Here is a 22,181-nt window from a genome sequence, read left to right as displayed (position 1 = left end):
ACCTGCACACCCGGCAACCAAGTACCCTTGACAGCACACACCCATCTCATCGAAACGGATCTTTCATGCGCGTTCATATCGCCACTGACCACGCCGGCATGGAGCTCAGTGCCCACCTGATCGAGCACCTGCGCGGAACCGGGTACGAGGTCATCGACCACGGACCACAGGTCTATGACGCCGAGGATGACTACCCCGGGTTCTGCATCAACGCAGCGCAGGCCGTCGTCATTGACCAGCAGGCAGGGCGCGAAGCGCTGGGCATTGTGCTCGGTGGATCCGGCAACGGCGAACAAATGGCTGCCAACAAGGTGCGGGGAGTCCGCGCTGCGCTGGCCTGGAGCCTGGACACCGCAAAGCTGGCGCGCCAGCACAATGACGCCAACGTGGTGGCAGTCGGCGGACGGCAGCACACGGTCGAGGAAGCAACACTCATCATTGACGCGTTCCTCGCCGAGCCGTTCAGCGACGCCGAACGCCACGTGCGGCGGATCGGGCAGCTCGCCGCCTACGAGACCACCGGCAGCGTCAACCTGTAGTCCCATGCCCGAAGGCCATTCAATTCACCGGCTGGCGTCCCAGCTGTCCTCAGTGTTCGGCGGGCAGCAGGTCGCGGCCTCCAGCCCACAGGGTCGGTTTGCTGCTGGCGCGGCGGGCCTGGACGGACGCGTGTTGGTGCGAGCCGCCGCGCATGGAAAACAACTCTTCGTCGAGTTCGCCGACGGACTCGACGAAAGTCCTACCCCCCCACTTTTCCTACGCGTGCACCTGGGGCTTTACGGTGCCTGGAGCTTCGGCGGCGACAAGTCGTTCATGGGCGCGTCCAGCATCGGTGCGCCGCGCAAGGTGGGGGAGCGGGAGGTCGCCGGCACCCCCGACACCACCTACGCCGGGCCGCCGGCTCCCGTGGGTGCCGTCCGTCTGCGCCTCGTCAGCGACTATGGCTGGGCCGATTTGCGCGGCCCGACAGCCTGTGAGGTTATTACCGAACCGGAGCGCGACGCCGTCGTCGCCCGCCTTGGCCCCGATCCGCTCGGCAGCGCCGCTCTGGATGCGCCCGACGACGTCGCCCGGTTCGCGTCCGGTCTGCGCAAGAGCGCCAGCCCGGTGGGCCTGCTCCTGATGAATCAGGCGGTGATCGCGGGCGTAGGCAACATCTATCGGGCTGAGGCACTGTTCAGGCAAAAGCTGGACCCGTGGCGCCCCGGCAAGTCGGTCAGCGTTGAGGAAGCCACAGTCCTGTGGGAGGACATCGCCGCGATCATGGGGGACGGAGTGCGTGCTGGCCGGATTATTACGACGTCGCCGGCCGATCGGTCCTCGTCGTCGTCCCGGGTCAAACGCGAGGACGCGCATTACGTCTATGGGCGGGCCGGTCTGCCCTGTCGTCGCTGCGGAACGCCGGTGGCAGTTGCCGAGATGGCGGCGCGGAAATTGTTCTGGTGTCCCGGCTGCCAGGCGCCCTAGCAGCCCGGTAGTCAAACGAAAAAAGCACCCGGCGCCAGGTTGGCGGGGTGCTTTTTTATTGGACTGGGTTGAGGAAATCTACCCACATTCTGGAGGGGATGACGGGAATCGAACCCGCATCATCAGTTTGGAAGACTGAGGCTTTACCACTAAGCTACATCCCCAAAAACCCGAGCCTGCTACTAACTACTTTAGCGGCTCAGGCCGTCGGAACGCCTATAACTACACCACAGGCAAGGCCGTTTAGCCAAATGTGCAACTGGAGCAAAAGTTACGTAGACTAATGGCTGCACTTACGGGGTGTAGCTCAGCTTGGTAGAGCGCCTGCTTTGGGAGCAGGAAGTCGCAGGTTCAACTCCTGTCACCCCGACTCTGCATTATCGCCGCGGATGCCGTTCCGGTAATTCCACGGGCGCCGTGTGGTCATTCATCTTCAATCATTCAGGAGTACTACGCCGTGAAGAGCGCTGTCGAAAACCTCACTCCCACGCGAGTGAAGCTCAATGTTGAAGTTCCTTTTGAGGAGCTCAAGCCAAACATCGATGCGGCTTACAAGACGATCTCCGCCCAGGTCCAGGTTCCGGGCTTCCGCAAGGGACGCGTCCCCAACCAGCTGATTGACCAGCGGGTAGGTCGCGGTTACGTCATCGAAACCGCAATCAACGATGGTTTGAATGACTTTTACCAGAGCGCCGTTCAGGAAACGGGAATCCGTCCCCTGACCCGCCCAGAGGTTGAGATCACCGAAGTGCCGGATCCCGCCGCCAAGGATGGACAGCTCCTGTTCACCGTCGAGCTGGATGTCCGCCCGGAGATCACCCTTCCCGAGTACTCGGTCTCGAAGTGACCGTCGAAGCTGCAGAGGCATCCGACGCCGACGTCGACAAGGCTCTTGACGAGCTGCGCGGCCGGTTCGGTACCCTCACCGCGGTTGATCGTCCCGCCGCCGACGGTGATTTCCTCACCGTAAACCTGGTAGCAACGGTCGACGGCGAGCAGGTTGACGCCGCGCAGGACGTTTCCTACCAGATCGGTTCCGGCACCATGCTTGAGGGCATGGACGAAGCCGTCACCGGGCTCAGCGCCGACGAGGACGCCATCTTCGAGACCACGCTGGCCAACGGCGAGAACGCCGGCAACAAGGCGCAGGTCAAGGTTGAGGTCAGCGCCGTCAAGGAGCGCGAACTCCCCGAAGCTAACGACGACTTCGCCCAGCTTGCCAGCGAATTCGACACCATCGCTGAACTGCGCGCCGACCTCACCAAGCGCGCAGCCGAAGAGAAGGTCACCGAGCAGGGCGTTGAAGCTCGTGACCTGGTTCTTGAGAAGCTCATCGAGCTCATCGAGGTCCCCGTCCCAGCAGCCTTCATCGAGGATCAGCTGGAACAGCACTTCACCGGTGAAAACGCCCACGCCAACGCCGAGGGTCACGACACCGAGGAGCACCGCACCGAGATTCGCGAGAACACCGAGCAGGCGTTCCGCAACGAAATGATCCTCGACGCGATCGCCGAGAAGGAAGAAATCGGTGTCAGCCAGCCGGAGCTGATCGATTACATCGTGTCGACCGCCGGCCAGTACGGCATGGAGCCGAACCAGTTCGCTCAGATGCTGGATCAGAGCGGTCAGGTTCCGATGATTGTCGGAGAGGTCCGTCGTCGTAAGGCACTGGCGAAGGTCCTTGAACTGGCAGTCGTCACGGACAGTTCCGGATCCGTTGTTGACCTGAGCGACTTCGTTCGCCCCGGCGATGAAGCTGACGACTCATCCGAGGCGCCCGCTGAGAAGAAGCCGGCCAAGAAGGCCCCGGCAGCCAAGAAGGCTCCTGCAGCCAAGAAGCCGGCCGCTGAGAAGAAGCCTGCTGCGGAGAAGAAGCCAGCCGCTGAAAAGAAGCCAGCTGCGGAGAAGAAGCCCGCTGCGAAGAAGGCGGCTCCGAAAAAGCCAGCCAAGGCCGAGGCTGCAGCTGACGAAGAGTCCAGCAAGGCATAGCCCCACCATTGACGAATGAGGGCCGTCTTCCCACCCGGGAGGACGGCCCTCGGCCGTTAAGTTCCGCAGCCCCCGCTCTGATGCGCCGTCAGCGAACAGCCTCCGCAGCGGGATCAAACGGACCCCCAAACAAGTTACTGTCCAATGAGAGACAAACGGTCGGCTACCGGCACCCGGTAGACCAACCAGAGTGAGAGGCTAACTTCCAATGGCAATCGAACCCACCACCCCGACCATGGCGACCGTAGACCCCGCTGGCCGGGATGACTACATCTATAACCGGCTCCTGAAAGAGCGCATCATCTGGCTCGGCTCAGAGGTCAGGGATGACAACGCCAACGCCATCTGCTCCCAGCTGCTGCTCCTGTCAGCTGAAGACCCGGACAAAGACATCTTCCTGTACATCAACTCGCCCGGCGGGTCGGTCACCGCGGGAATGGCCATTTACGACACCATGCAGTTCATCCCGAACGACGTGGTCACCGTCGCCACCGGGCTTGCCGCGTCGATGGGACAGTTCCTCCTCTCCTCGGGCACCAAGGGCAAGCGCTATGCGACCCCTCACGCCCGGGTACTGATGCACCAGCCCTCCGGCGGCATCGGTGGAACGGCGTCGGACATCCGGATCCAGGCCGAACTGATCCTGCACATGAAGCGCGTGATGGCTGAACTTACGGCAGAGCAGACCGGGCAGACGGTCGAGAAAATCCTCAAGGACAACGACCGCGACAAGTGGTTCACTGCGCAGGAGGGCCTGGAATACGGCTTCTTCGACAAGATCGCTGCGCACGCCAACACGGTATCCGGCGGCGGCGGAACGCAGCGCGACTAAGTCGCTGCGCCTGCGCCCCACCCACCACAGCAGAGATCACCCAGGAGAGACCATGAACCACAATTTTGGAGCCGCAGCAGGCGGCGCCGCACCGCAGATGCCGTCCAACCGCTACGTTCTTCCCCAGTTTGAAGAGCGCACCCCCTACGGGTTCAAGCGGCAGGACCCGTACACCAAGCTCTTCGAGGACCGCATCATCTTCCTTGGCGTGCAGGTTGACGATGCATCGGCCGACGACGTGATGGCCCAGCTGCTGGTGCTTGAGTCGACCGATCCAGAGCGCGACATCACGCTCTACATCAACTCGCCGGGTGGATCGTTCACGGCCATGACCGCAATTTACGACACCATGCAGTTCATCCGCCCTGAAATCCAGACCGTCTGCCTCGGCCAGGCTGCCAGCGCTGCAGCCGTGCTGCTCGCGGCAGGGGCCCCCGGCAAGCGGCTTGCACTTCCCAACGCCCGTGTCCTGATCCACCAGCCGGCCCTTGGCGGCGGCCAGGGTGGTCAGGCGTCGGACCTGGAAATCCAGGCCAACGAAGTGATGCGGATGCGCACCTGGCTGGAGGACACGCTGGCCCTACACAGTGGCAAGAGCGCCGAGCAGGTCAACATCGATATCGAACGCGACAAGATCCTCACCGCCGCCGACGCCAAGGCGTACGGCCTGGTGGACGAAGTTCTGACGTCACGCAAGATCAGCCCACCGAAGATCAACAAGCCGTAAGGCACTCTTCTCCGGACCAAGGCCCGTGGTGCGAAACAATCGCACCACGGGCCTTTTGGTGCTTCATAGCCGCGCCAATTGTCCTAGAGTGGAAGGTAGCCCGGTTCCATCAGCTCGGATATCGGGTGTCGATTTCAACAGATCCACGTAAGGGGACTGACACATGGCTCGCATTGGTGAGAGCACAGATCTGCTTAAGTGCTCTTTCTGTGGGAAAAGCCAGAAGCAGGTCCGGAAGCTAATTGCCGGCCCGGGCGTGTACATCTGCGATGAATGCATCGATCTCTGCAACGAGATCATCGAGGAAGAGCTGTCCGAGGTAGCTGACCTTGGCACCTTCGAGCTTCCGAAGCCCCGCGAAATCTTCGATTTCCTGCAGGAATACGTGATCGGTCAGGAACCCGCCAAGCGGTCCCTCGCCGTCGCCGTCTATAACCACTACAAGCGGATCCAGTCCGGGCATGCCCCGCGGAGTACGGGAAACCTCTCCGACGCGGTGCCTGCCGAAGACGTGGAGATTGCCAAGTCGAACATCCTCCTCATCGGCCCCACCGGCTGCGGCAAGACCTATCTCGCGCAGACCCTGGCCCGCCGGCTGAACGTCCCCTTCGCCGTCGCGGACGCCACGGCGCTCACCGAGGCGGGCTACGTGGGGGAAGATGTTGAGAACATCCTCCTGAAGCTCATCCAGGCCGCTGACTACGACGTCAAGAAGGCTGAGCAGGGCATCATCTACATCGACGAAATCGACAAGATCTCCCGCAAGAGCGAGAACCCGTCAATCACCCGCGATGTATCCGGTGAAGGCGTGCAGCAGGCATTGCTGAAGATCCTCGAGGGTACTGTCGCGTCGGTGCCGCCCCAGGGCGGCCGCAAGCACCCGCACCAGGAATTCATTCAGATCGATACCACCAACGTCCTGTTCATCGTTGCGGGTGCATTTGCTGGCCTGGAAGAGATCATCGGCTCCCGTGCGGGACGCAAGGGGATCGGCTTTGGCGCCCCGTTGTCCTCACTCAAGAGTGAGGAAGCCAGCTACGGCGACGTCATGCCCGAGGACCTGCTCAAGTTCGGTCTGATTCCCGAGTTCATCGGACGTCTCCCGGTCATCACAACGGTGACCAGCCTCGACCAAAAGTCGTTGATGCAGATCCTGACCGAACCGAAGAACGCCCTGATCAAGCAGTTCCAGAAAATGTTCATGCTCGACGGCGTCGAGCTCACCTTCGAGCCGAAGGCTCTCGAGGCCATCGCCGATCAGGCGCTCGAGCGGGGAACCGGGGCCCGCGGGTTGCGCGCCATCATGGAGGAAGTCCTTCAGCCCGTGATGTTCGACCTGCCCAGCCGGGATGACATTGCCACGGTTGTCATCACTGAAGATGTGGTCGCCAAGAAGGCGGAACCCACGCTGATCTCGCACGACGTCGTTGCGAAGCGCCGGAACAAGTCGGCCTAACGCCGGAAATTTCGGCGTCCGGCCGGAATACGCCGGTTGGTACCCGGGTTGTAGGGAATATGACTGAAACGATTGTTCCCACCGACAATGTCCAAAAGGCCGATTTCTGGTTTGATCCCGCCTGCCCCTTCGCCTGGATCACCTCCCGGTGGATTGAGGAAGTGGAGAAGGTCCGCAGCATCAAGGTGGACTGGCATGTCATGAGCCTGGCCGTGCTCAACGACGGCCGTGATCTTCCCCAGGAATACCAGGACTTCATGAAGCAGGCCTATGGGCCCGTCCGGGTCGTCGTTGCCGCAGCTGAACTCCACGGTGATGACAACATCAAGAAGCTCTACGATGCAATGGGCACCCGGATTCACCAGGGAAAGAACCAGGATTTCGCTGCAGTGATCCGCGAATCCCTCGAGGAAGTCGGACTTCCCGCCGAACTCGCGGACTACGCCACCAGCGAGGAATACGACCCCCAGCTCCGCGCCTCGCACCAGGACGGAATTGACCGGGTGGGCGATGAAGTCGGCACCCCCGTGGTCGCGTTCAACGGCACGGCCTTCTTCGGCCCCGTCCTGACCCGCATCCCCCGGGGCGAAGACGCAGGACGCATCTTCGACGGCGCCGTCATGCTCGCCGGATTCCCGGAATTCTTCGAACTGAAACGCTCACGCACCGAGAGCCCTTCCTTCGACTAGTTAGCAGTAACCGTAAAAGAGGGAGGCCCCGCAGACCGGATCGGTCTGCGGGGACTCCCTCTTTCAGGATTGCGTCAGCTGCAGGCTAGACTGCTTCGACGGGAGCCAGCTCCACCTCGAACACCGACAGCTCACCCTCGGCTTCGGTCAGGTGCAGCTCGCGCACATTGCCTGCCGCCAGCAGATCGTTCAGGCCGGCGTTGAGCTGGCGCAGCTGCGCAGCAGAGCCGTTGACGACGGCGCTGAGCACCTCGGTGCGCTGCTTCACCTTCGCCTCGGACTTCGACCGGCGGATGCCGCCGAGGGCGAGCGCCACTGTGCCCAACACGCCGGTGTCGGCGGTGCGGATGGTTCCGGCGAGGTGGCCCGACGTCGGCCATTCGGTCCGGTGCACCGATCCACTGCGCCACCAGCTCCAGACCTCCTCGGTAGCGAAGGGCAGGAACGGCGCGAACATCCGCAGCATCGCATCGAGAGTGGTCGCGAGGGTGGCCAGTACCGACGCCTGCTCGGCCTCACCGGCAGCACCGTAGGCGCGGTCCTTGATGAGCTCCACGTAGTCATCCGTGAAGGACCAGAAGAACGTCTCGCTGAGCTGCAGAGCCTTGGCGTAGTCATACTTCTCGAACGCGGCAGTCGACGCGTCGATGACCTGTCCCAGCTGAGCCAGCAGGGACAAATCCAGCTGGTTCGTGACCACCGAGGTGTCATCGGTGAGGACCGTGTGCTCGGTGGCACCAAGGTTCAGCACAAACTTCGACGCGTTCAGCAGCTTGATGGCCAGCCGCCGCCCAATCTTCATCTGCGCAATCTCATAGGCCGTGTCGGCGCCCAGCTTGGCTGAGGCGGCCCAGTACCTGACGGCGTCGGCCCCGAATTCCTCGAGCACGTCGGTGGGGACCACCACGTTGCCCTTGGACTTGGACATCTTCTTGCGATCCGGGTCCAGGATCCAGCCGGACAGCGCGGCATGGCGCCACGGTGCCGAATCCTGCAGCGAATCGGCGCGGACGGCGCTCGAGAACAGCCAGGTCCTGATGATGTCGTGGCCCTGCGGCCGAAGATCGAACGGAAAGACCTTCGCGAACAGGTCGGGGTTCTTCGGCCAGCCGCCCACAATCTGGGGCGTCAGCGACGACGTCGCCCACGTGTCCAGCACGTCGTTCTCGCCGACAAAACCACCCGGCTGGTTGCGGGCGGTCTCCTCAAAGCCGGGAGCCGGTTCGGCTGCCGGGTCCACGGGAAGGGACTCGTAGGTCGGCACGATCGGAGCCTCGTAGTCAGGCTCCCCGTCGGCGTCGAGGCGGTACCAGACCGGAATCGGGACGCCGAAGAAACGCTGCCGGGAGACCAGCCAGTCGCCGTTGAGTCCTTCGATCCAGTTCTCGTACCGGGACCGCATGAACGCGGGGTGGAAGTCGATCTCCCGGCCGCGCTGGATGAGCTTCTCCCGCTTGGCCTCGTCGCGGCCACCGTTCCGGAGGTACCACTGGCGGCTGGTGACAACCTCGAGCGGCTTGTCGCCCTTCTCGTAGAAGTTGACCGGGTGGACCACCTTCTTCGGCTCGCCCTCCAGCTCCCCGCTGGCGCGCAGCAAGGCAACGACGCCTTCCTTGGCGCTGAAAACGGTCTTCCCGGCGATTGCCGAATAGTTTTCCTGTGCCTTCTCCGTGCTGATCCACTCGGGGGTTTCCGAGCGGATCCGGCCGTCGCGGCCCACAATGGCGCGGGTAGGCAGCTGCAGCTCACGCCACCAGATGACGTCGGTGAGGTCACCGAAGGTACAGATCATGGCAATGCCGGTGCCCTTGTCGGGCTTCGCCAGCGGGTGCGCCTTGATTTCAACCTCAACGTCGAACAGCGGCGACGTGACAGTGGTGCCGAACAGGTGCTGGTACCGCTCGTCGTCGGGATTCGCCACCAACGCCACGCAGGCGGGCAGAAGTTCCGGGCGGGTCGATTCGATGAAGATCTTCTCCCCACCGGGGGTGTGGAACGCGATCCGGTGGTAGGCGCCCGGCTGTTCCCGGTCTTCGAGTTCGGCCTGTGCCACTGCCGTGCGGAACGTGACGTCCCAGAGGGTGGGAGCCTCGGCAAGGTACGCGTCGCCGCCGGCGAGGTTCTCCAGGAACGCGCGCTGGCTGACGGCACGGGACGTGTCGTCGATGGTGCGGTACGTCAGGTTCCAGTCAACCGAGAGGCCGAGGGTGCTGAACAGGTTTTCAAACACCAGTTCGTCCTGGACCGCGAGCTCCTCGCACAGCTCAATGAAGTTCCGGCGCGAGACGGCGTCGAAGTCGCGCTGGTTCTTGGGCGGCTCAGCGGGAGGGGTGTAGCCGGCGTCGTAGGCGACCGACGGGTCGCAGCGCACACCATAGTAGTTCTGGACGCGGCGTTCAGTGGGCAGACCGTTGTCGTCCCACCCCATCGGGTAGAACACGTTCTTGCCGCGCATCCGCTGATACCGGGCGACGACGTCGGTCTGGGTGTACGAGAACATGTGGCCTACGTGCAGCGAACCTGATGCCGTGGGTGGGGGAGTGTCAATCGAATACACCTCCGCCCGGGACGTCTCGGGGTCGAAGGTGTAGGTACCATCCGCCCGCCACTGTGCGGCGAGCCGGGACTCGAGACCCTCAAGAACCGGTTTGTCAGGGACATTTACTGTTGCGGGCGTGTCTGTGCCCGGAGTGTGTTCAGCCATACCGGCAATTGTTTCACGATAAGTTGGATCCATGACTTCCACCCAGATCACGCCAGCGCAGCGAGCAGCAGTTGTTACCGGAGCCAGCACCGGCATTGGGCAGGCCACGGTCCGCCTGCTCGCGGCCCAGGGGTGGCGGGTATTCGCCGTCGCCCGTCGCGCCGACCGTCTGGCGGAGCTGGCCGCCGAGACCGGGGCCATCGCGGTGCCCACCGATATCACCGAGGACGACGACGTCGAGCGCCTTCTGGGCACCGTCGCCGACGCAGGTGGTGCTGACACCCTGATCAACATTGCCGGCGGTGCCCGCGGCGCCGACCGGCTGGTCGACGCGAAGACTGCCGATTGGGACTGGATGTACCAGGCGAACGTGGTGGGCACGATGAAGATGACCCGAGCGTTTCTCCCCATGCTCAGGGGCCAGACGGATGGCGGCACTGTCCTGAACCTGACGTCGACGGCCGGAATGGTCTCCTACGAAGGTGGCGCCGGCTACAACGCGGCGAAGGCTGCCCAGCGTGCCATGACCCGGGCGCTGCGGCTGGAGGAAGCAGAGCATGGTGTCCGTGTGGTCGAGGTGCTGCCCGGCATGGTGCACACCGAGGAGTTCTCCCTGAACCGGCTGGGCAGTGCAGACGCCGCCTCAAAGGTGTACGACGGCGTCGAAAAGCCACTCACCAGCGAGGACGTGGCGGATATCGTCGTCTACGCGGTGACGGTGCCCCACCATGTGAACCTCGACGAGATTGTGGTCCGCCCGCTGGCGCAGGCCGCAGCGCACAAGGTGATCCGGAGCCAGTAGTCCCAGCTGCATTGGCGCCCCGCGCGGGCCGGTCAGTTTCCGCTAGACTAGGTGCAACAGCTTTGACCCGGCCATCACCGGTGAGCTTCCGGAAGAACCCCTGTCGTACGTCCTTAGTGCTGCAGGCTAGTAGAACCGGACGGGTAAGCCCGTCATAGCGGTCACGAAGTGGCAGCCGCGAGAAGATATGTCTCGTTGGCGGCAAGTGAGGTGGTACCGCGGGTTTGGCACCCGGGTTGCAGGCTGACCCGATTGTTGGACGCGTCCTCGCAGGTAACTGAACCACACCTTGCCTACAGGATGAACAACATGCCACAGATCTACCCCAAGGCCACCAGCCATGACAGCGCGGCTGGCGCTGCCTCCTCCTCTTCGGCGTCCCCGCGGTTCCCCGAGATCGAGGAACGGATCCTCAAGTACTGGGACGCAGATGGCACGTTCCAGGCGTCGATCGACGCCCGCAGCGCAGACCTTCCCGACGGTGAGAACGGCTCAAATGAGTTTGTCTTCTACGACGGCCCCCCGTTCGCCAACGGGCTACCCCACTACGGCCACCTGCTGACCGGCTACGCCAAGGACCTGGTGGGCCGCTACCAGACCCAGCGCGGCCACCGCGTGGAGCGCCGGTTCGGCTGGGACACCCACGGACTGCCCGCCGAGCTGGAAGCGATGAAGCAGCTGGGCATGAGCGACAAGGCGCAGATCGAAGCCATGGGCATCGACAAATTCAACGACGCCTGCCGGTCCTCAGTGATGAAATACGCCGGCGAGTGGCAGGACTATGTCACCCGCCAGGCCCGCTGGGTGGACTTCGACAACGACTACAAGACGCTGAACGTCGACTACATGGAGTCGGTGATCTGGGCGTTCAAGAACCTGTACGACAAAGGCCTCACCTACAACGGTTACCGCGTGCTGCCCTACTGCTGGAACGATGAGACGCCGCTTTCCAACCACGAGCTGCGGATGGACGACGACGTCTACCAGGACCGCCAGGACCAGACCGTCACCGTGACCTTCCCCATCCTGGCCGGCAGCACCGAGCTGTCGCAGGAGCTCGCCGGGGTGCAGGCCCTCGCCTGGACCACCACGCCCTGGACCCTGCCCACCAACGCCGCTCTCGCCGTCGGGCCCGACATTGCCTATGCACTGGTTCCCGCCGGACCAACACTGGCCGACGACGACCGCCGCTTCCTCATCGCCGCTGACCTGTTGGGCAACTACGCCAAGGACCTCGGCTACGCCTCAGCGAAAGAGGCGACAGCCGCCATCGAGCGCACCCTGCAGGGCGCCGAGCTCGCGGACCTGGCCTACGAACCGCTCTGGGACTACCTGGCCGACCCCGAACAGGGCGGTTACCGCAACGCCTTCCGGTTCCTCGTGGCCGACTACGTCACCACCACCGACGGCACCGGCATTGTGCACCAGTCACCCGCCTACGGTGAAGAGGACCAGAAAATCTGCGAGGAGGCTGGCATCCAGGTCATTCTTTCAGTCGATGAAGGTGCGCGCTTCCTCCCGATGTACGGGCAGGGGCCTCTCGCCGACATCGTCGGACTGCAGGTCTTCGACGCGAACAAGCCCATCAGCCGGGTGCTGAAGGACAGCGGACGCCTGGTCCGTCAGGCCAGCTACGTGCACAGCTACCCGCACTGCTGGCGGTGCCGCAACCCGCTGATCTACCGGGCTGTGTCGTCCTGGTTTGTGGAGGTCACCAAGATCAAGGACCGGATGGTGGACCTGAACCAGGGCATCAACTGGATCCCCGAGAACGTGAAAGACGGGCAGTTCGGCAAGTGGCTGGCCAACGCCCGGGACTGGTCGATCAGCCGGAACCGGTACTGGGGCAGCCCCATCCCGGTCTGGCAGTCCGACGATCCCGCCTACCCGCGGACCGACGTCTACGGCTCGCTCGCCGAGATCCAGGCGGACTTCGGCCGGTTGCCGCTGAACAAGGCGGGGGAGCCGGACCTCCACCGTCCCTTCATCGATGAGCTGACCCGCCCCAACCCCGACGACCCCCGCACACCAGCTGAGGGCCAGTCCACCATGCGCCGGGTCGAGGACGTACTGGACGTCTGGTTTGACTCCGGTTCCATGCCCTTCGCCCAGGTGCATTACCCGATGGAGAACCAGGAATGGTTTGACTCCCACAACCCTGCTGACTTCATCGTCGAGTACATCGGCCAGACCCGCGGCTGGTTCTACATGCTGCATGTGCTCTCCACGGCGCTGTTCGACCGGCCGGCGTTCCGCAACGTGATCAGCCACGGCATCGTCCTGGGCGACGACGGCCAGAAGGCGTCCAAGAGCCTGGGCAACTACCCGGACGTCACCGAGGTCCTCGACCGGGACGGCGCCGACGCCATGCGCTGGTTCCTGATGTCCTCCCCGGTGCTGCGTGGCGGAAACCTGATCGTCACCGAACAGGGCATCCGCGACGGCGTCCGGCAGGTCATCCTGCCGCTCTGGAATGTCTGGCACTTCTTCAGCCTCTACACCAACGCGGCAGCCGGCGGCACCGGCTACGAGGCAAAAACGGTCAGCCCCGAACGGGCCAATCGCCTCGCCGAACCAGTGGACCGCTACATCCTCGCCTACACCGGAAACCTGGTGCGGGATATGACAGCGTCGCTCGATGCCTTCAACATCAGCGACGCCTGCGAGACGCTGCGCCGCTACCTGGACACGCTGACCAACTGGTACGTCCGCCGGAGCCGGCAGCGGTTCTTCGATGAGGACGCCGACGCCTTCGATGTGCTCTACACCTGCCTCGAAGCGGTCTGCCGGGCCGCAGCGCCCCTGCTGCCCCTGGTCACCGAGGAAATCTGGCGTGGGCTCACCGGCGGGCGCTCGGTGCACCTGACCGACTGGCCGGAGGCGTCGGCATTCCCGGAGGCACCCGACCTCGTGGAACGGATGGAACGCACCCGCCAAATCTGCTCCACCGGGTCGAGCCTCCGGAAGGCAGCCAACCTGCGCGTCAGGTTGCCGCTGGCCCACCTCACCGTCTTTGACATAGGGCGGGAGCAGCTTTCAGAAGACTATCTAGGTATCATCGCGGACGAACTGAATATCAAACAGGTCAAATTCGCTGCACCAACTCCTGAACTTCTTGAGAAATACGGAATTGGAACCGAGCTTAAGATTGACGCCCGAAAAGCAGGACCCATTCTCGGCAAGAGGATGAAGGATGTACTCAAGGAGGTCAAGGCTGACCGCTACGACGGCTATGGTCCTGATAATTGGACAGTCACAATCTCAGGGGGGGACGAACCTGTTGTGGTTCGTTTAAGTTCCGATTGGGCCAAACCAGAACAGACGGCGAACACGGAAGCGGTTGATGCCGAGGTGGGCTTCCTGCCCGGGGGCGGTTTCCTCGTGCTCGATACCGTCGTCACCGGGGAGCTCGCCGCCGAAGGAGCGGCCCGGGACGCGATCCGGGCCATCCAGCAGGCCCGCCGCGACGCGGACCTGCACATCAGCGACCGGATCGTGACCACGCTTGGCGTCGCACCGGACCTGGTCGATGCCCTGACATCGAACGCGGCACTCATCAAAGCGGAAACGCTGACCAACGAACTGCACGTTGTCGCTGCTGCGCCAACGGACGGCGAGTTTACCGTCACAGTAGAGAGGCACTCATGAGCCAGCAGACCCCAGAGCCACGGGATTCAGAGCCAAGGGATTCAGAATCAATGGATTCGGAGTCAAACGGCCCGGCGCCCACAGTGTTCGACAAGTTTTCGGTGGAGAGTGTCTACGCGGAACTGCTGAGCCGGGCACCTGAGAACAAAATGGAACCGCGGATGGCCCCGATGATCAGGGCAATGGAAATCCTCGGCGAACCCAACAAGGCGTTCCCGATCATCCACCTGACCGGAACCAACGGGAAAACGTCGACCGCACGCATGGTCGAGGGCATCCTGCGGGCGCATGAGCTGCGGACCGGGCGCTACACGAGCCCACATCTGAGCAGCGTCACCGAGCGCATCAGCATCGACGGCGAACCGGTCTCCGACGAAACCTTCGTGCGGATCTGGGACGAGATCAGGCCGTTCCTGGAAATCATCGACGGCGAACTGGAAGCGGCGGGCGACCCCCGGCTGACCTACTTCGAGAGCATCACCATTCTCGCGTTCGCGGTCTTCGCCGACGAGCCGGTCGACGTCGCGATCATCGAGGTGGGCCTCGGCGGGATCACCGACGCCACCAACGTGGGCGACGGCCAGGTTGCTGTCGTCACGCCGATCTCCCTGGACCACACGGAACTCCTCGGCGACACCGAATACGACATTGCGCTGGAAAAGTCGGGGATCATCAAGCCCGGCGGGTTCCTGATCAGTGCGGCCCAACCTCAGGAGGCCGCCCAGGTGCTCCTCGAAAAGGCCCGCGAAGTCGGCGTTGAGTTCCGCTTCGAAGGCGTTGAGTTCGGGGTTGAAACCCGGACGATCGGCGTCGGCGGCCAAGTGCTGTCCATCAACGGGATAGCCGGCCGGTACGAGGAACTGCTGCTGCCCCTGCACGGGGCGCACCAGGCGCAGAACGCCGCCGTCGCCGTCGCCGCCGTCGAGGCATTCATCGGTGGCGGGACCCGTGAACTTGATGCGGCGGTGGTCCGCGAAGGGTTGCGGACCGTGACCTCGCCGGGCCGGATCGAGGTGGTGCGGACCGCACCGAGCATCATTGTCGACGCCGCGCACAATGCCGCCGGCGCCAAGGCAGCAGCAGCGGCGGTCAAGGAAGCCTTCGACTTCAGCCGGCTGATCCTGGTGGTCGGTGTGCTCCAGGACAAGGACGCGGGGGCCATCCTGGCCGAACTGCATGAGGAACTCGGTGGCATCCTCGAGGACATCTGCCTGACCCAGTCAACCTCGCCCCGCGCCATTCCCGCGGCCGAGCTCCTGCAGGATGCGTTGGCGGCTGGTTTCGCCGAGGAAAACGTCCACATCGCCGAGCGGCTCGATGACGCCCTCGAATGGGCGGTCATGAAGGCCGAAGAAAACAACGACCTCGCAGGGGGCATCCTGATCACCGGTTCCATCACGGTGGTGGGGGAAGCCCGCACCCTGCTGGGCAAGTGAGGCTGACTCTGATGGAGCAGAATCGAAAGCGTCGCATGACCAAGGCGCAACGCGAATGGCGACCCGGAATGCCCAAGAAACGGCGTTCCATCAAAGTCACCTTCGCCTCGGTGGTCCTCACCCTCGAGGCGCTGGTGGTGCTGTTCGCGACCCTGACCGCATTCGGCCTGTTGCGCGACACCATCTCACCGGTGCTGATCCTCTCGGTGGGGATCGCATTGGCCATCGCATTGGTCGGGGCATGCGCGTTCCTTACCAAGCCCTACGGCATTGCCATCGGCTGGATTCTCCAGTTGGTGATCATCGCGACCGGGTTCATCGAACCCACCATGTTCCTGATTGGGGTGCTGTTCGCCCTGACCTGGCTGTACGGGATTCGTACCGGCATCCGCCTCGACGCCGAGAACGTCGAGCGGGACCGCCAGCAGGCCGAATGGGAGCGGGCCAACCCGGAGGGCGGGTCAGAGCCCGCAGGATAAGTTTAGTAGAGTTCCACTGGCCATACCCAACACTTTGGAGGACTTCTGTGAGCGCTGAACGCACTCTTGTACTGATCAAGCCCGACGGCGTGTCCCGCGCACTGTCCGGGACCATCCTGTCCCGGGTGGAAGCCAAGGGATACACCCTGGTGGACCTCAAGCTGGTCTCGGCCAGCCGCGAGATGCTCGAAGAGCACTACAACGAGCATGTTGGGAAGCCCTTCTTCGAACCACTCGTCGAGTTCATGCTCAGCGGACCCATCGTGGCTGCGATTTTCGAGGGCGAGCGGGTTATCGAGGGATTCCGGTCCCTTGCCGGCGCCACCGAGCCGACGGCAGCCGCACCCGGCACCATCCGCGGCGACCTCGGCCGCGACTGGGGCCTGAAGGTACAGCAGAACCTCGTCCACGGCTCGGACTCGGCGGAGTCGGCACAGCGTGAAATCGGTATCTGGTTCGCCTGACCCCTCGTCGACGCCGGGTGTTACCCGGGGCGCCGAAAGATGCCTCGGGTAACCGGTGTTGTAGCGTAGAGCCATGACTGAATATCGCAGGCTCGGCAACTCCGGATTGAACGTCTCAGTGGTGGGACTCGGATGTAACAACCTGGGCCGCCCCGGAACGCCAACCGAAACCCAGCGCGGCACCAACGCGGTGATCGGCGCAGCTGTCGACGCGGGAATCAACTTCTTCGACGTGGCGGACTCCTATGGAAGGACGCCTGGCCTGAGCGAGGAAATGCTCGGCAAAGCCCTGGTCAAAAATCGCGATGACGTGCTGGTCGCCACCAAGTTTGGACTGGACCTCAAGGGTGCCAACGGCCCGGACTGGGGCGCCAGGGGGTCGCGGCGCTACATCATGAAGGCGGTCGAGGCATCACTGCGGCGCCTGGGCACGGACTTTATTGATCTCTACCAGTTCCATGCACCGGACCCGCTGACCCCCATCGAGGAGACCCTTTCGGCCCTCGACGCACTGGTCAAAAGCGGCAAGGTCAGGTACATCGGCCATTCAAACCGGGCAGGCTGGCAGCTCGCCGAAGCCGAGTTTGTTGCCCAGCTCGGCGGGTACACGCCCTTCATCTCCGCGCAAAACCACTGGAACCTGCTGGAGCGCAGCATCGAGGCCGAGGTGGTTCCGGCAGCCGAAGCCTATGGGATTGGCGTGCTGCCGTTCTTCCCGCTGGCGAACGGTCTGCTGACCGGCAAATACAGTGCCTCGAAGGTTCCGGCCGGTAGCCGGCTGACCCACTCCCGGACGAACCTGCTCGAAGGGGCTGACTGGAACCAGCTGGCCGACTTCGGAGCGTTCGCCCGGGCCCGTGACCTGACCGAACTGCAGGTAGCATTCTCCTGGCTGGCGGCCCAGCCGTCCGTCGCGTCAGTGATCGCCGGAGCCACCAAACCGGAGCAAATTCAACAGAATGCCGAAGCTGTGTGCTGGGTCCCGTCAGAGACTGAACTTCAGGAACTGGACCGGATTTTCCCCCGGGTCGCCTAGACCATGGCATGCGACGGTTGCAGGACATCGTCAACCTTGGACTTCGACTTCAGCATGGCCTTCCAGCCCATCTATGACGCCGTCGCTGGTCGGGTCTGGGGCTACGAGGCACTGGTCAGGGGCTTCGCGGGCGAAGGCGCCTACGACGTCCTCTCCAGGGTGTCGCCGGAGCAGAAGTACCGCTTCGACCAGGATTGCCGGGTCAAGGCCATCGAGCTGGCCTCACGACTGTTCCCCGCGGGCGAGGAATTGAAGCTCTCAATCAATTTCATGCCAAACGCTGTCTACGAACCGGCTGCCTGTCTGCGCGCGACGCTGCGGGCCGCCGCCCGCTTCAGCTTCCCGCCGTCGTCAATCATGTTCGAATTTACCGAGAACGAGGAGGTCTCCGACACCGGCCACCTCACGAACATCATCACCGAATACCGCAAACATGGGTTCACCACCGCCATCGACGACTTCGGTGCCGGACACGCGGGACTGGGTCTTCTGGTCGATTTCCAACCCGACCTGATCAAGATCGACATGTTGCTGATCCGCGGCATCGATACCAGCCCGGCGCGGCAGACAGTTGTGTCCAGCATCGTGGGCATGTCCAGGGAGTTCGGTATCACGGTCCTCGCGGAAGGCATTGAGACGGAGGCGGAGTTTGCGACCCTGAAGGCAGCCGGTATCGGCCTCTTCCAGGGATACTGGTTCGCGAAGCCCGCCTTCGAGGAGCTCCCGCAGCTACAGTTCGGGGCGGCTGTCCTCTAGCAGCGGTCAGGTTTTAGGCTGGGTCGTGAGGAACCTGGACGCCGGTGGTCAACATTCCCGGCACCGATGCCAGATTGACCCCACCTGACCGGGTTGCTCACCAAACCGCGGGAGGTCAGCCGGGTCACCAATCTTGAGCCAGTTGAGCCAGTTGAGCCAGTTGAGCCAGTTGAGCCAGTTGAGCCAGTTGAGCCAGTTGTGCCAGTTAGGCCAGTTGAGCCAGACACAGAACGGCGCCCGCACCAAGGCCGGTGCGGGCGCGTCAGTGTCGTCGGGTGACGACGAGCGGCGGGGAAGTGCCTAGTGGAAGGTCTTCCCATTGACCCGCTCGGCCGCGCCCACCCGATCCAGGTACGGTGTGATGCCGCCCTGGTGGAACGGCCAGCCGGCGCCCAGGATGACGCACAGGTCAATGTCCTCGGGTGCGGCAACAACTCCCTCATCGAGCATCCGGCCAATCTCGTCGGCGAGGGCATCCTGGGTTCGGCGGAGCACCTCCGCGCTGTCCGACGGCGAATCGCCCCGGGTCATCAGGGCCAGGGTCGACTCGGGCACGGTCTCGGCGCCGTCGTCGCCCTTCACCCACAGACCCTTGATTCCGGCGTCAATGAGTTTCTGCTGGTTGGCGGAAACATGGAAACGGTCACCAAACGCGGTGTTCAGCGACTCCTGCACGTGCTGGCCGACCGGCAGGCCCACGAGCGCGAGCAGCCGGAACGGCGTCATCGGGTGGCCCATGGGGCGCAGCGCATTGTCAGCTGTCGCCGCGTCTGTGCCCTCATCGAAGACCGCAGTGATCTCGCCAAACATCCGGCCGAGGATGCGGTTGACCACAAACGCCGGAGCATCCTGCACCAGCACCGCCGACTTTTTCAGCTCCTTGGCCAGCGCAAAAGCTGTCGCCAGCACGGCGTCATCCGTGTGCGGTGCTTTGACGATTTCCAGCAATGGCATGGCAGCGACCGGGTTGAAGAAGTGGAAACCCACCACACGTTCCGGGTGGGCGAGGTCAGCTGCCATCTCGGTGACCGACAGTGACGAGGTATTGGTCGCGAGAATACACTCGGCAGAGACCACCGCTTCAACCTCGGCGAACACTGTCTTCTTGACCGCCATCTCTTCGAAGACCGCTTCGATCACAAAATCGGCGTCAGCGAACGCCTCCTTCGAGACCGAACCCGAGACCAGGGCCTTGGTCCGGTTCGCCGCATCGGGGGACAGCCGCTTCTTCGACAGCAGCTTGTCTACTTCTGCGTGGACATAGGCCACACCCTTGTCGACGCGCTGCTGGTCGATGTCGGTGAGGACCACCGGCACCTTCAGCTGCCGGGCGAACAGCAAGGCGAGTTGCCCGGCCATCAGACCAGCACCGACGACGCCGACCTTGGTCACCTTCCGAGCCAGCTTGCGGTCGGGCGCGCCTGCCGGACGTTTGGCGCGCTTCTGCACCAGATCCAGGAACGCGTAGACGGTCGCATGGAACTCGGGAGTCTGCATGAGGTAGGTCAGGGCCTCGCACTCGGCGGCGGCCGACTCTTCGCGGGTCAGGGTCTTCCCAGCCTCAAAGAGGTCCAGCACCTTCCCCGGCGCCGGTGCGGCGTTCGAGGTCCTGGCGGCCACGAAGGCCCGCCCGGCGGCGGCCGCCGCGTCCCAGTCGGCGTCGGTGTAGGCGGCGTGCTTGGCCCGGCTTGCTGCAACTGCCGAGGGGTCCTTCAGGACGCCCGCGGCCCAGGCGAGGGACTGCTCAAGGAAATCGGCAGGCTCAAGCAGGACATCGGCAATGCCCAGGCCATAGGCCGCACGCCCGTCGAGCATCCGGTTGTTGCTGAGGGGGTTCTCGATCATGACCTTTATCGCCGCAGCAGGACCAATCAGGCGTGGCAGCCGGTAGACCCCGCCCCACCCCGGAACCAGGCCAATAAATGCCTCCGGCAGGCCAATGCCGTTGGCTCCGGTGGAGATGGTGCGGTAATCGGCCGCAAGGGCAACCTCCAGGCCGCCGCCGAGCGCCACGCCGTTGATGAAGGCGAAGCTGGGCACGCCGAGACTGCCCAGCAGGTTGTAGGCTTCGTGTCCGAGCTCGGCCATCAGGGCGCCGTACTGTGCGGCCTTGAGTGACTTGACCGTCGACAGGTCAGCGCCCGCCACCAGGAAATAGGGCTTGCCGGTGATCCCGACGGCGGCCAGCTCACCGGCGGCGGCCCGGAGTTTCAGGCCCTCAAGTACCCGACCCAGTTCGATCAGGGTGTTCGGGCCGAGGGTGGTCGGCTTGGTGTGGTCCAACCCGTTGTCCAGGGTGATCAACGCGAGGGTTCCCGCGCCCTGGGGGAGGGCAATGTCCTGCACGTAGGAGTGGGTGATTACCTCGTCCGGAACCAGGGCTGCGAGTTCTTCATAACGGTCAAAGCTCATGCTGCGTCCTCTGCTGTGTTCGACGAGTAGTCAGGGTGGTGGGGGTTCTCCCAGATCACTGTGGCGCCCATGCCGAGGCCAATGCACATGGTGGTCATGCCGTACCGCACCGCTGGGTCTTCCTCGAACTGCCGGGCAAGTTGCAGCATCAGCCGCACTCCGGAGGACGCCAGGGGGTGCCCGACGGCGATGGCGCCGCCATAGCGGTTCACGCGGGGGTCGTCGTCGGCAATGCCGAAGTGATCGAGGAACGAAAGCACCTGCACGGCAAATGCCTCGTTGATTTCAAACAGGCCGATGTCGTCAATGGACAGGCCCGCCTGCCGCAGTGCCTTCTCGGTCGCCGGAACCGGTCCAATGCCCATCACCTCAGGCTCAACGCCGGCGAAGGCGTACGCCACCAGGCGCATCTTCGCGGGCAGGCCCAGCTCGGCGGCGGCATCCGAGGATGCGAGCAACGCGGCGGTGGCGCCGTCGTTCAACCCGGCGGCGTTTCCTGCAGTGACCCGACCGTGCGCACGGAACGGGGTGCGAAGCGCAGCCAGGTCCTCGGTGGTGGTTTCGGGGCGGGGTGGCTCGTCGACAGAATTGAGCGTCCAGCCTGCCCCTTCCTTTCGGGAAGCGACGGACACCAGATCGGGCTGGATCTGGCCGCTGGCATAGGCGGCGGCCAGCTTCTTCTGGCTGCCTACTGCGTACGCGTCGGTTCGTTCCTTGGTGATGGCGGGGAAGCGATCATGCAGGTTTTCTGCCGTGTTTCCCATGTTCAGCGCCGCGGGGTCAACCAGCCGTTCGGACATGAACCGCGGGTTGGGGTCGGTGTCCGCGCCCATTGGGTGGTTGCCCATGTGCTCCACGCCCCCGGCGATCACCACGTCGTACGCACCGAAAGCGATGCCCGAGGCGGTCGTCGTCACGGCTGTCATCGCACCGGCGCACATCCGGTCAATCGCGAAGCCGGGAACGGACCGGGGGAGTCCCGCCAGCAGGGCAGCGGTGCGACCAATGGTCAGGCCCTGGTCACCGGTTTGGGTGGTGGCGGCGATGGCGACGTCGTCGATTCGCTCAGGGGGCAGGGTTGGGTTGCGGCGCATCAGGTCGCGAATGCACTTCACCACCAGATCATCGGCACGGGCGCCCGCGTAGATGCCCTTCTCACCGGCTTTGCCGAATGGTGTCCTGACACCGTCGACGAATACGACATCCTTGATCCGGCGGCCTGAGCCGGACTGCGCTGGCACTGTAGTGGTGCTCACCTATTGCTCCTCATTGAGTCTTTATTCG

The 22,181-nt window shown here is 63.7% G+C and carries 16 protein-coding genes, 2 tRNA genes and 1 pseudogene; 15 read left to right on the top strand and 4 right to left on the bottom strand.

The annotated features are described in order from the left end of the window. The first annotated feature begins 65 nt into the window (after positions 1-65). Together DDA93_RS01335 and DDA93_RS01330 are read left to right on the top strand one after the other, a co-directional pair. Positions 66-539 (top strand): ribose-5-phosphate isomerase, encoded by a 474-nt coding sequence (locus tag DDA93_RS01335; protein ID WP_019482866.1) that lies wholly within the window; start codon positions 66-68, stop codon positions 537-539. Positions 540-543: 4 nt separating this feature from the next. Beyond that, complete coding sequence (locus DDA93_RS01330) at positions 544-1,467, top strand: zinc finger domain-containing protein (RefSeq protein ID WP_116777873.1); 924 nt, start codon at positions 544-546, stop codon at positions 1,465-1,467. 90 nt (positions 1,468-1,557) lie between these two features. Here DDA93_RS01330 and DDA93_RS01325 read toward each other — a convergent pair. Further along, positions 1,558-1,631 (bottom strand) — tRNA-Gly (locus tag DDA93_RS01325). 132 nt (positions 1,632-1,763) lie between these two features. Here DDA93_RS01325 and DDA93_RS01320 point away from each other — a divergent pair. From DDA93_RS01320 to DDA93_RS01295, 6 genes and pseudogenes are all read left to right on the top strand, one after another. Then, positions 1,764-1,837, top strand: a tRNA-Pro gene (locus DDA93_RS01320). Positions 1,838-1,924: 87 nt separating this feature from the next. After that, positions 1,925-3,456: pseudogene (gene tig / locus DDA93_RS01315) on the top strand (trigger factor). Positions 3,457-3,691: 235 nt separating this feature from the next. Then, positions 3,692-4,288: an ATP-dependent Clp protease proteolytic subunit gene (locus DDA93_RS01310; protein ID WP_024475965.1), complete on the top strand. Its 597-nt coding sequence runs from the start codon at positions 3,692-3,694 to the stop codon at positions 4,286-4,288. Positions 4,289-4,340: 52 nt separating this feature from the next. Further along, positions 4,341-5,015 carry an ATP-dependent Clp protease proteolytic subunit gene (locus DDA93_RS01305; protein WP_019482862.1) on the top strand — a complete coding sequence of 225 codons (675 nt, stop codon included), beginning with the start codon at positions 4,341-4,343 and terminating at the stop codon, positions 5,013-5,015. 163 nt (positions 5,016-5,178) lie between these two features. Beyond that, positions 5,179-6,471 carry an ATP-dependent Clp protease ATP-binding subunit ClpX gene (clpX, locus tag DDA93_RS01300; protein WP_024475453.1) on the top strand — a complete coding sequence of 431 codons (1,293 nt, stop codon included), beginning with the start codon at positions 5,179-5,181 and terminating at the stop codon, positions 6,469-6,471. Between the two features lie 59 nt (positions 6,472-6,530). After that, on the top strand, positions 6,531-7,160 hold the full coding sequence (locus DDA93_RS01295; RefSeq protein ID WP_024475454.1) for a DsbA family protein: 630 nt from the start codon (positions 6,531-6,533) through the stop codon (positions 7,158-7,160). 85 nt (positions 7,161-7,245) lie between these two features. Here DDA93_RS01295 and valS read toward each other — a convergent pair whose 3' ends face one another. Continuing rightward, on the bottom strand, positions 7,246-9,864 hold the full coding sequence (gene valS, locus DDA93_RS01290; RefSeq protein WP_035747805.1) for a valine--tRNA ligase: 2,619 nt from the start codon (positions 9,862-9,864) through the stop codon (positions 7,246-7,248). Positions 9,865-9,895: 31 nt separating this feature from the next. Between valS and DDA93_RS01285 the strand changes: the two genes are divergently transcribed. From DDA93_RS01285 to DDA93_RS01255, 7 genes are all read left to right on the top strand, one after another. Then, positions 9,896-10,666, top strand: a complete 771-nt coding sequence (locus tag DDA93_RS01285; RefSeq protein ID WP_116777872.1) for an SDR family oxidoreductase — start codon at positions 9,896-9,898, stop codon at positions 10,664-10,666. Positions 10,667-10,966: 300 nt separating this feature from the next. Then, a complete protein-coding gene (gene ileS / locus DDA93_RS01280) occupies positions 10,967-14,314 on the top strand; it encodes an isoleucine--tRNA ligase (protein WP_116777871.1) in 3,348 nt (1,115 codons plus the stop codon). 83 nt (positions 14,315-14,397) lie between these two features. Beyond that, positions 14,398-15,750 (top strand): Mur ligase family protein, encoded by a 1,353-nt coding sequence (locus tag DDA93_RS01275; protein ID WP_116777943.1) that lies wholly within the window; start codon positions 14,398-14,400, stop codon positions 15,748-15,750. Between the two features lie 11 nt (positions 15,751-15,761). Continuing rightward, a complete protein-coding gene (locus DDA93_RS01270; protein WP_035747804.1) occupies positions 15,762-16,229 on the top strand; it encodes a DUF4233 domain-containing protein in 468 nt (155 codons plus the stop codon). A gap of 47 nt (positions 16,230-16,276) precedes the next feature. Further along, entirely contained in the window at positions 16,277-16,693 is a 417-nt protein-coding gene (gene ndk, locus DDA93_RS01265) for a nucleoside-diphosphate kinase (RefSeq protein ID WP_019482854.1), read from the top strand. Positions 16,694-16,766: 73 nt separating this feature from the next. Further along, on the top strand, positions 16,767-17,729 hold the full coding sequence (locus tag DDA93_RS01260) for an aldo/keto reductase (RefSeq protein ID WP_116777870.1): 963 nt from the start codon (positions 16,767-16,769) through the stop codon (positions 17,727-17,729). A 36-nt stretch (positions 17,730-17,765) separates the two neighbouring features. Then, on the top strand, positions 17,766-18,485 hold the full coding sequence (locus tag DDA93_RS01255) for an EAL domain-containing protein (protein ID WP_237742126.1): 720 nt from the start codon (positions 17,766-17,768) through the stop codon (positions 18,483-18,485). A gap of 300 nt (positions 18,486-18,785) precedes the next feature. Here the strand turns inward: DDA93_RS01255 and DDA93_RS01245 are convergent, their stop codons facing one another. Beyond that, positions 18,786-20,897: a 3-hydroxyacyl-CoA dehydrogenase NAD-binding domain-containing protein gene (locus DDA93_RS01245; RefSeq protein WP_116777869.1), complete on the bottom strand. Its 2,112-nt coding sequence runs from the start codon at positions 20,895-20,897 to the stop codon at positions 18,786-18,788. Next, on the bottom strand, positions 20,894-22,153 hold the full coding sequence (locus tag DDA93_RS01240) for an acetyl-CoA C-acyltransferase (protein WP_207771294.1): 1,260 nt from the start codon (positions 22,151-22,153) through the stop codon (positions 20,894-20,896). The genes DDA93_RS01245 and DDA93_RS01240 overlap by 4 nt, the downstream gene beginning before the upstream one ends. Positions 22,154-22,181: the final 28 nt, after the last annotated feature.

This window comes from Arthrobacter sp. Bz4 (assembly GCF_003075455.1).
GTDB lineage: Bacteria > Actinomycetota > Actinomycetes > Actinomycetales > Micrococcaceae > Arthrobacter_D.
Note: the sequence above shows the minus strand (reverse complement) of the source record. Positions and strands in the feature narration are given on the sequence as shown.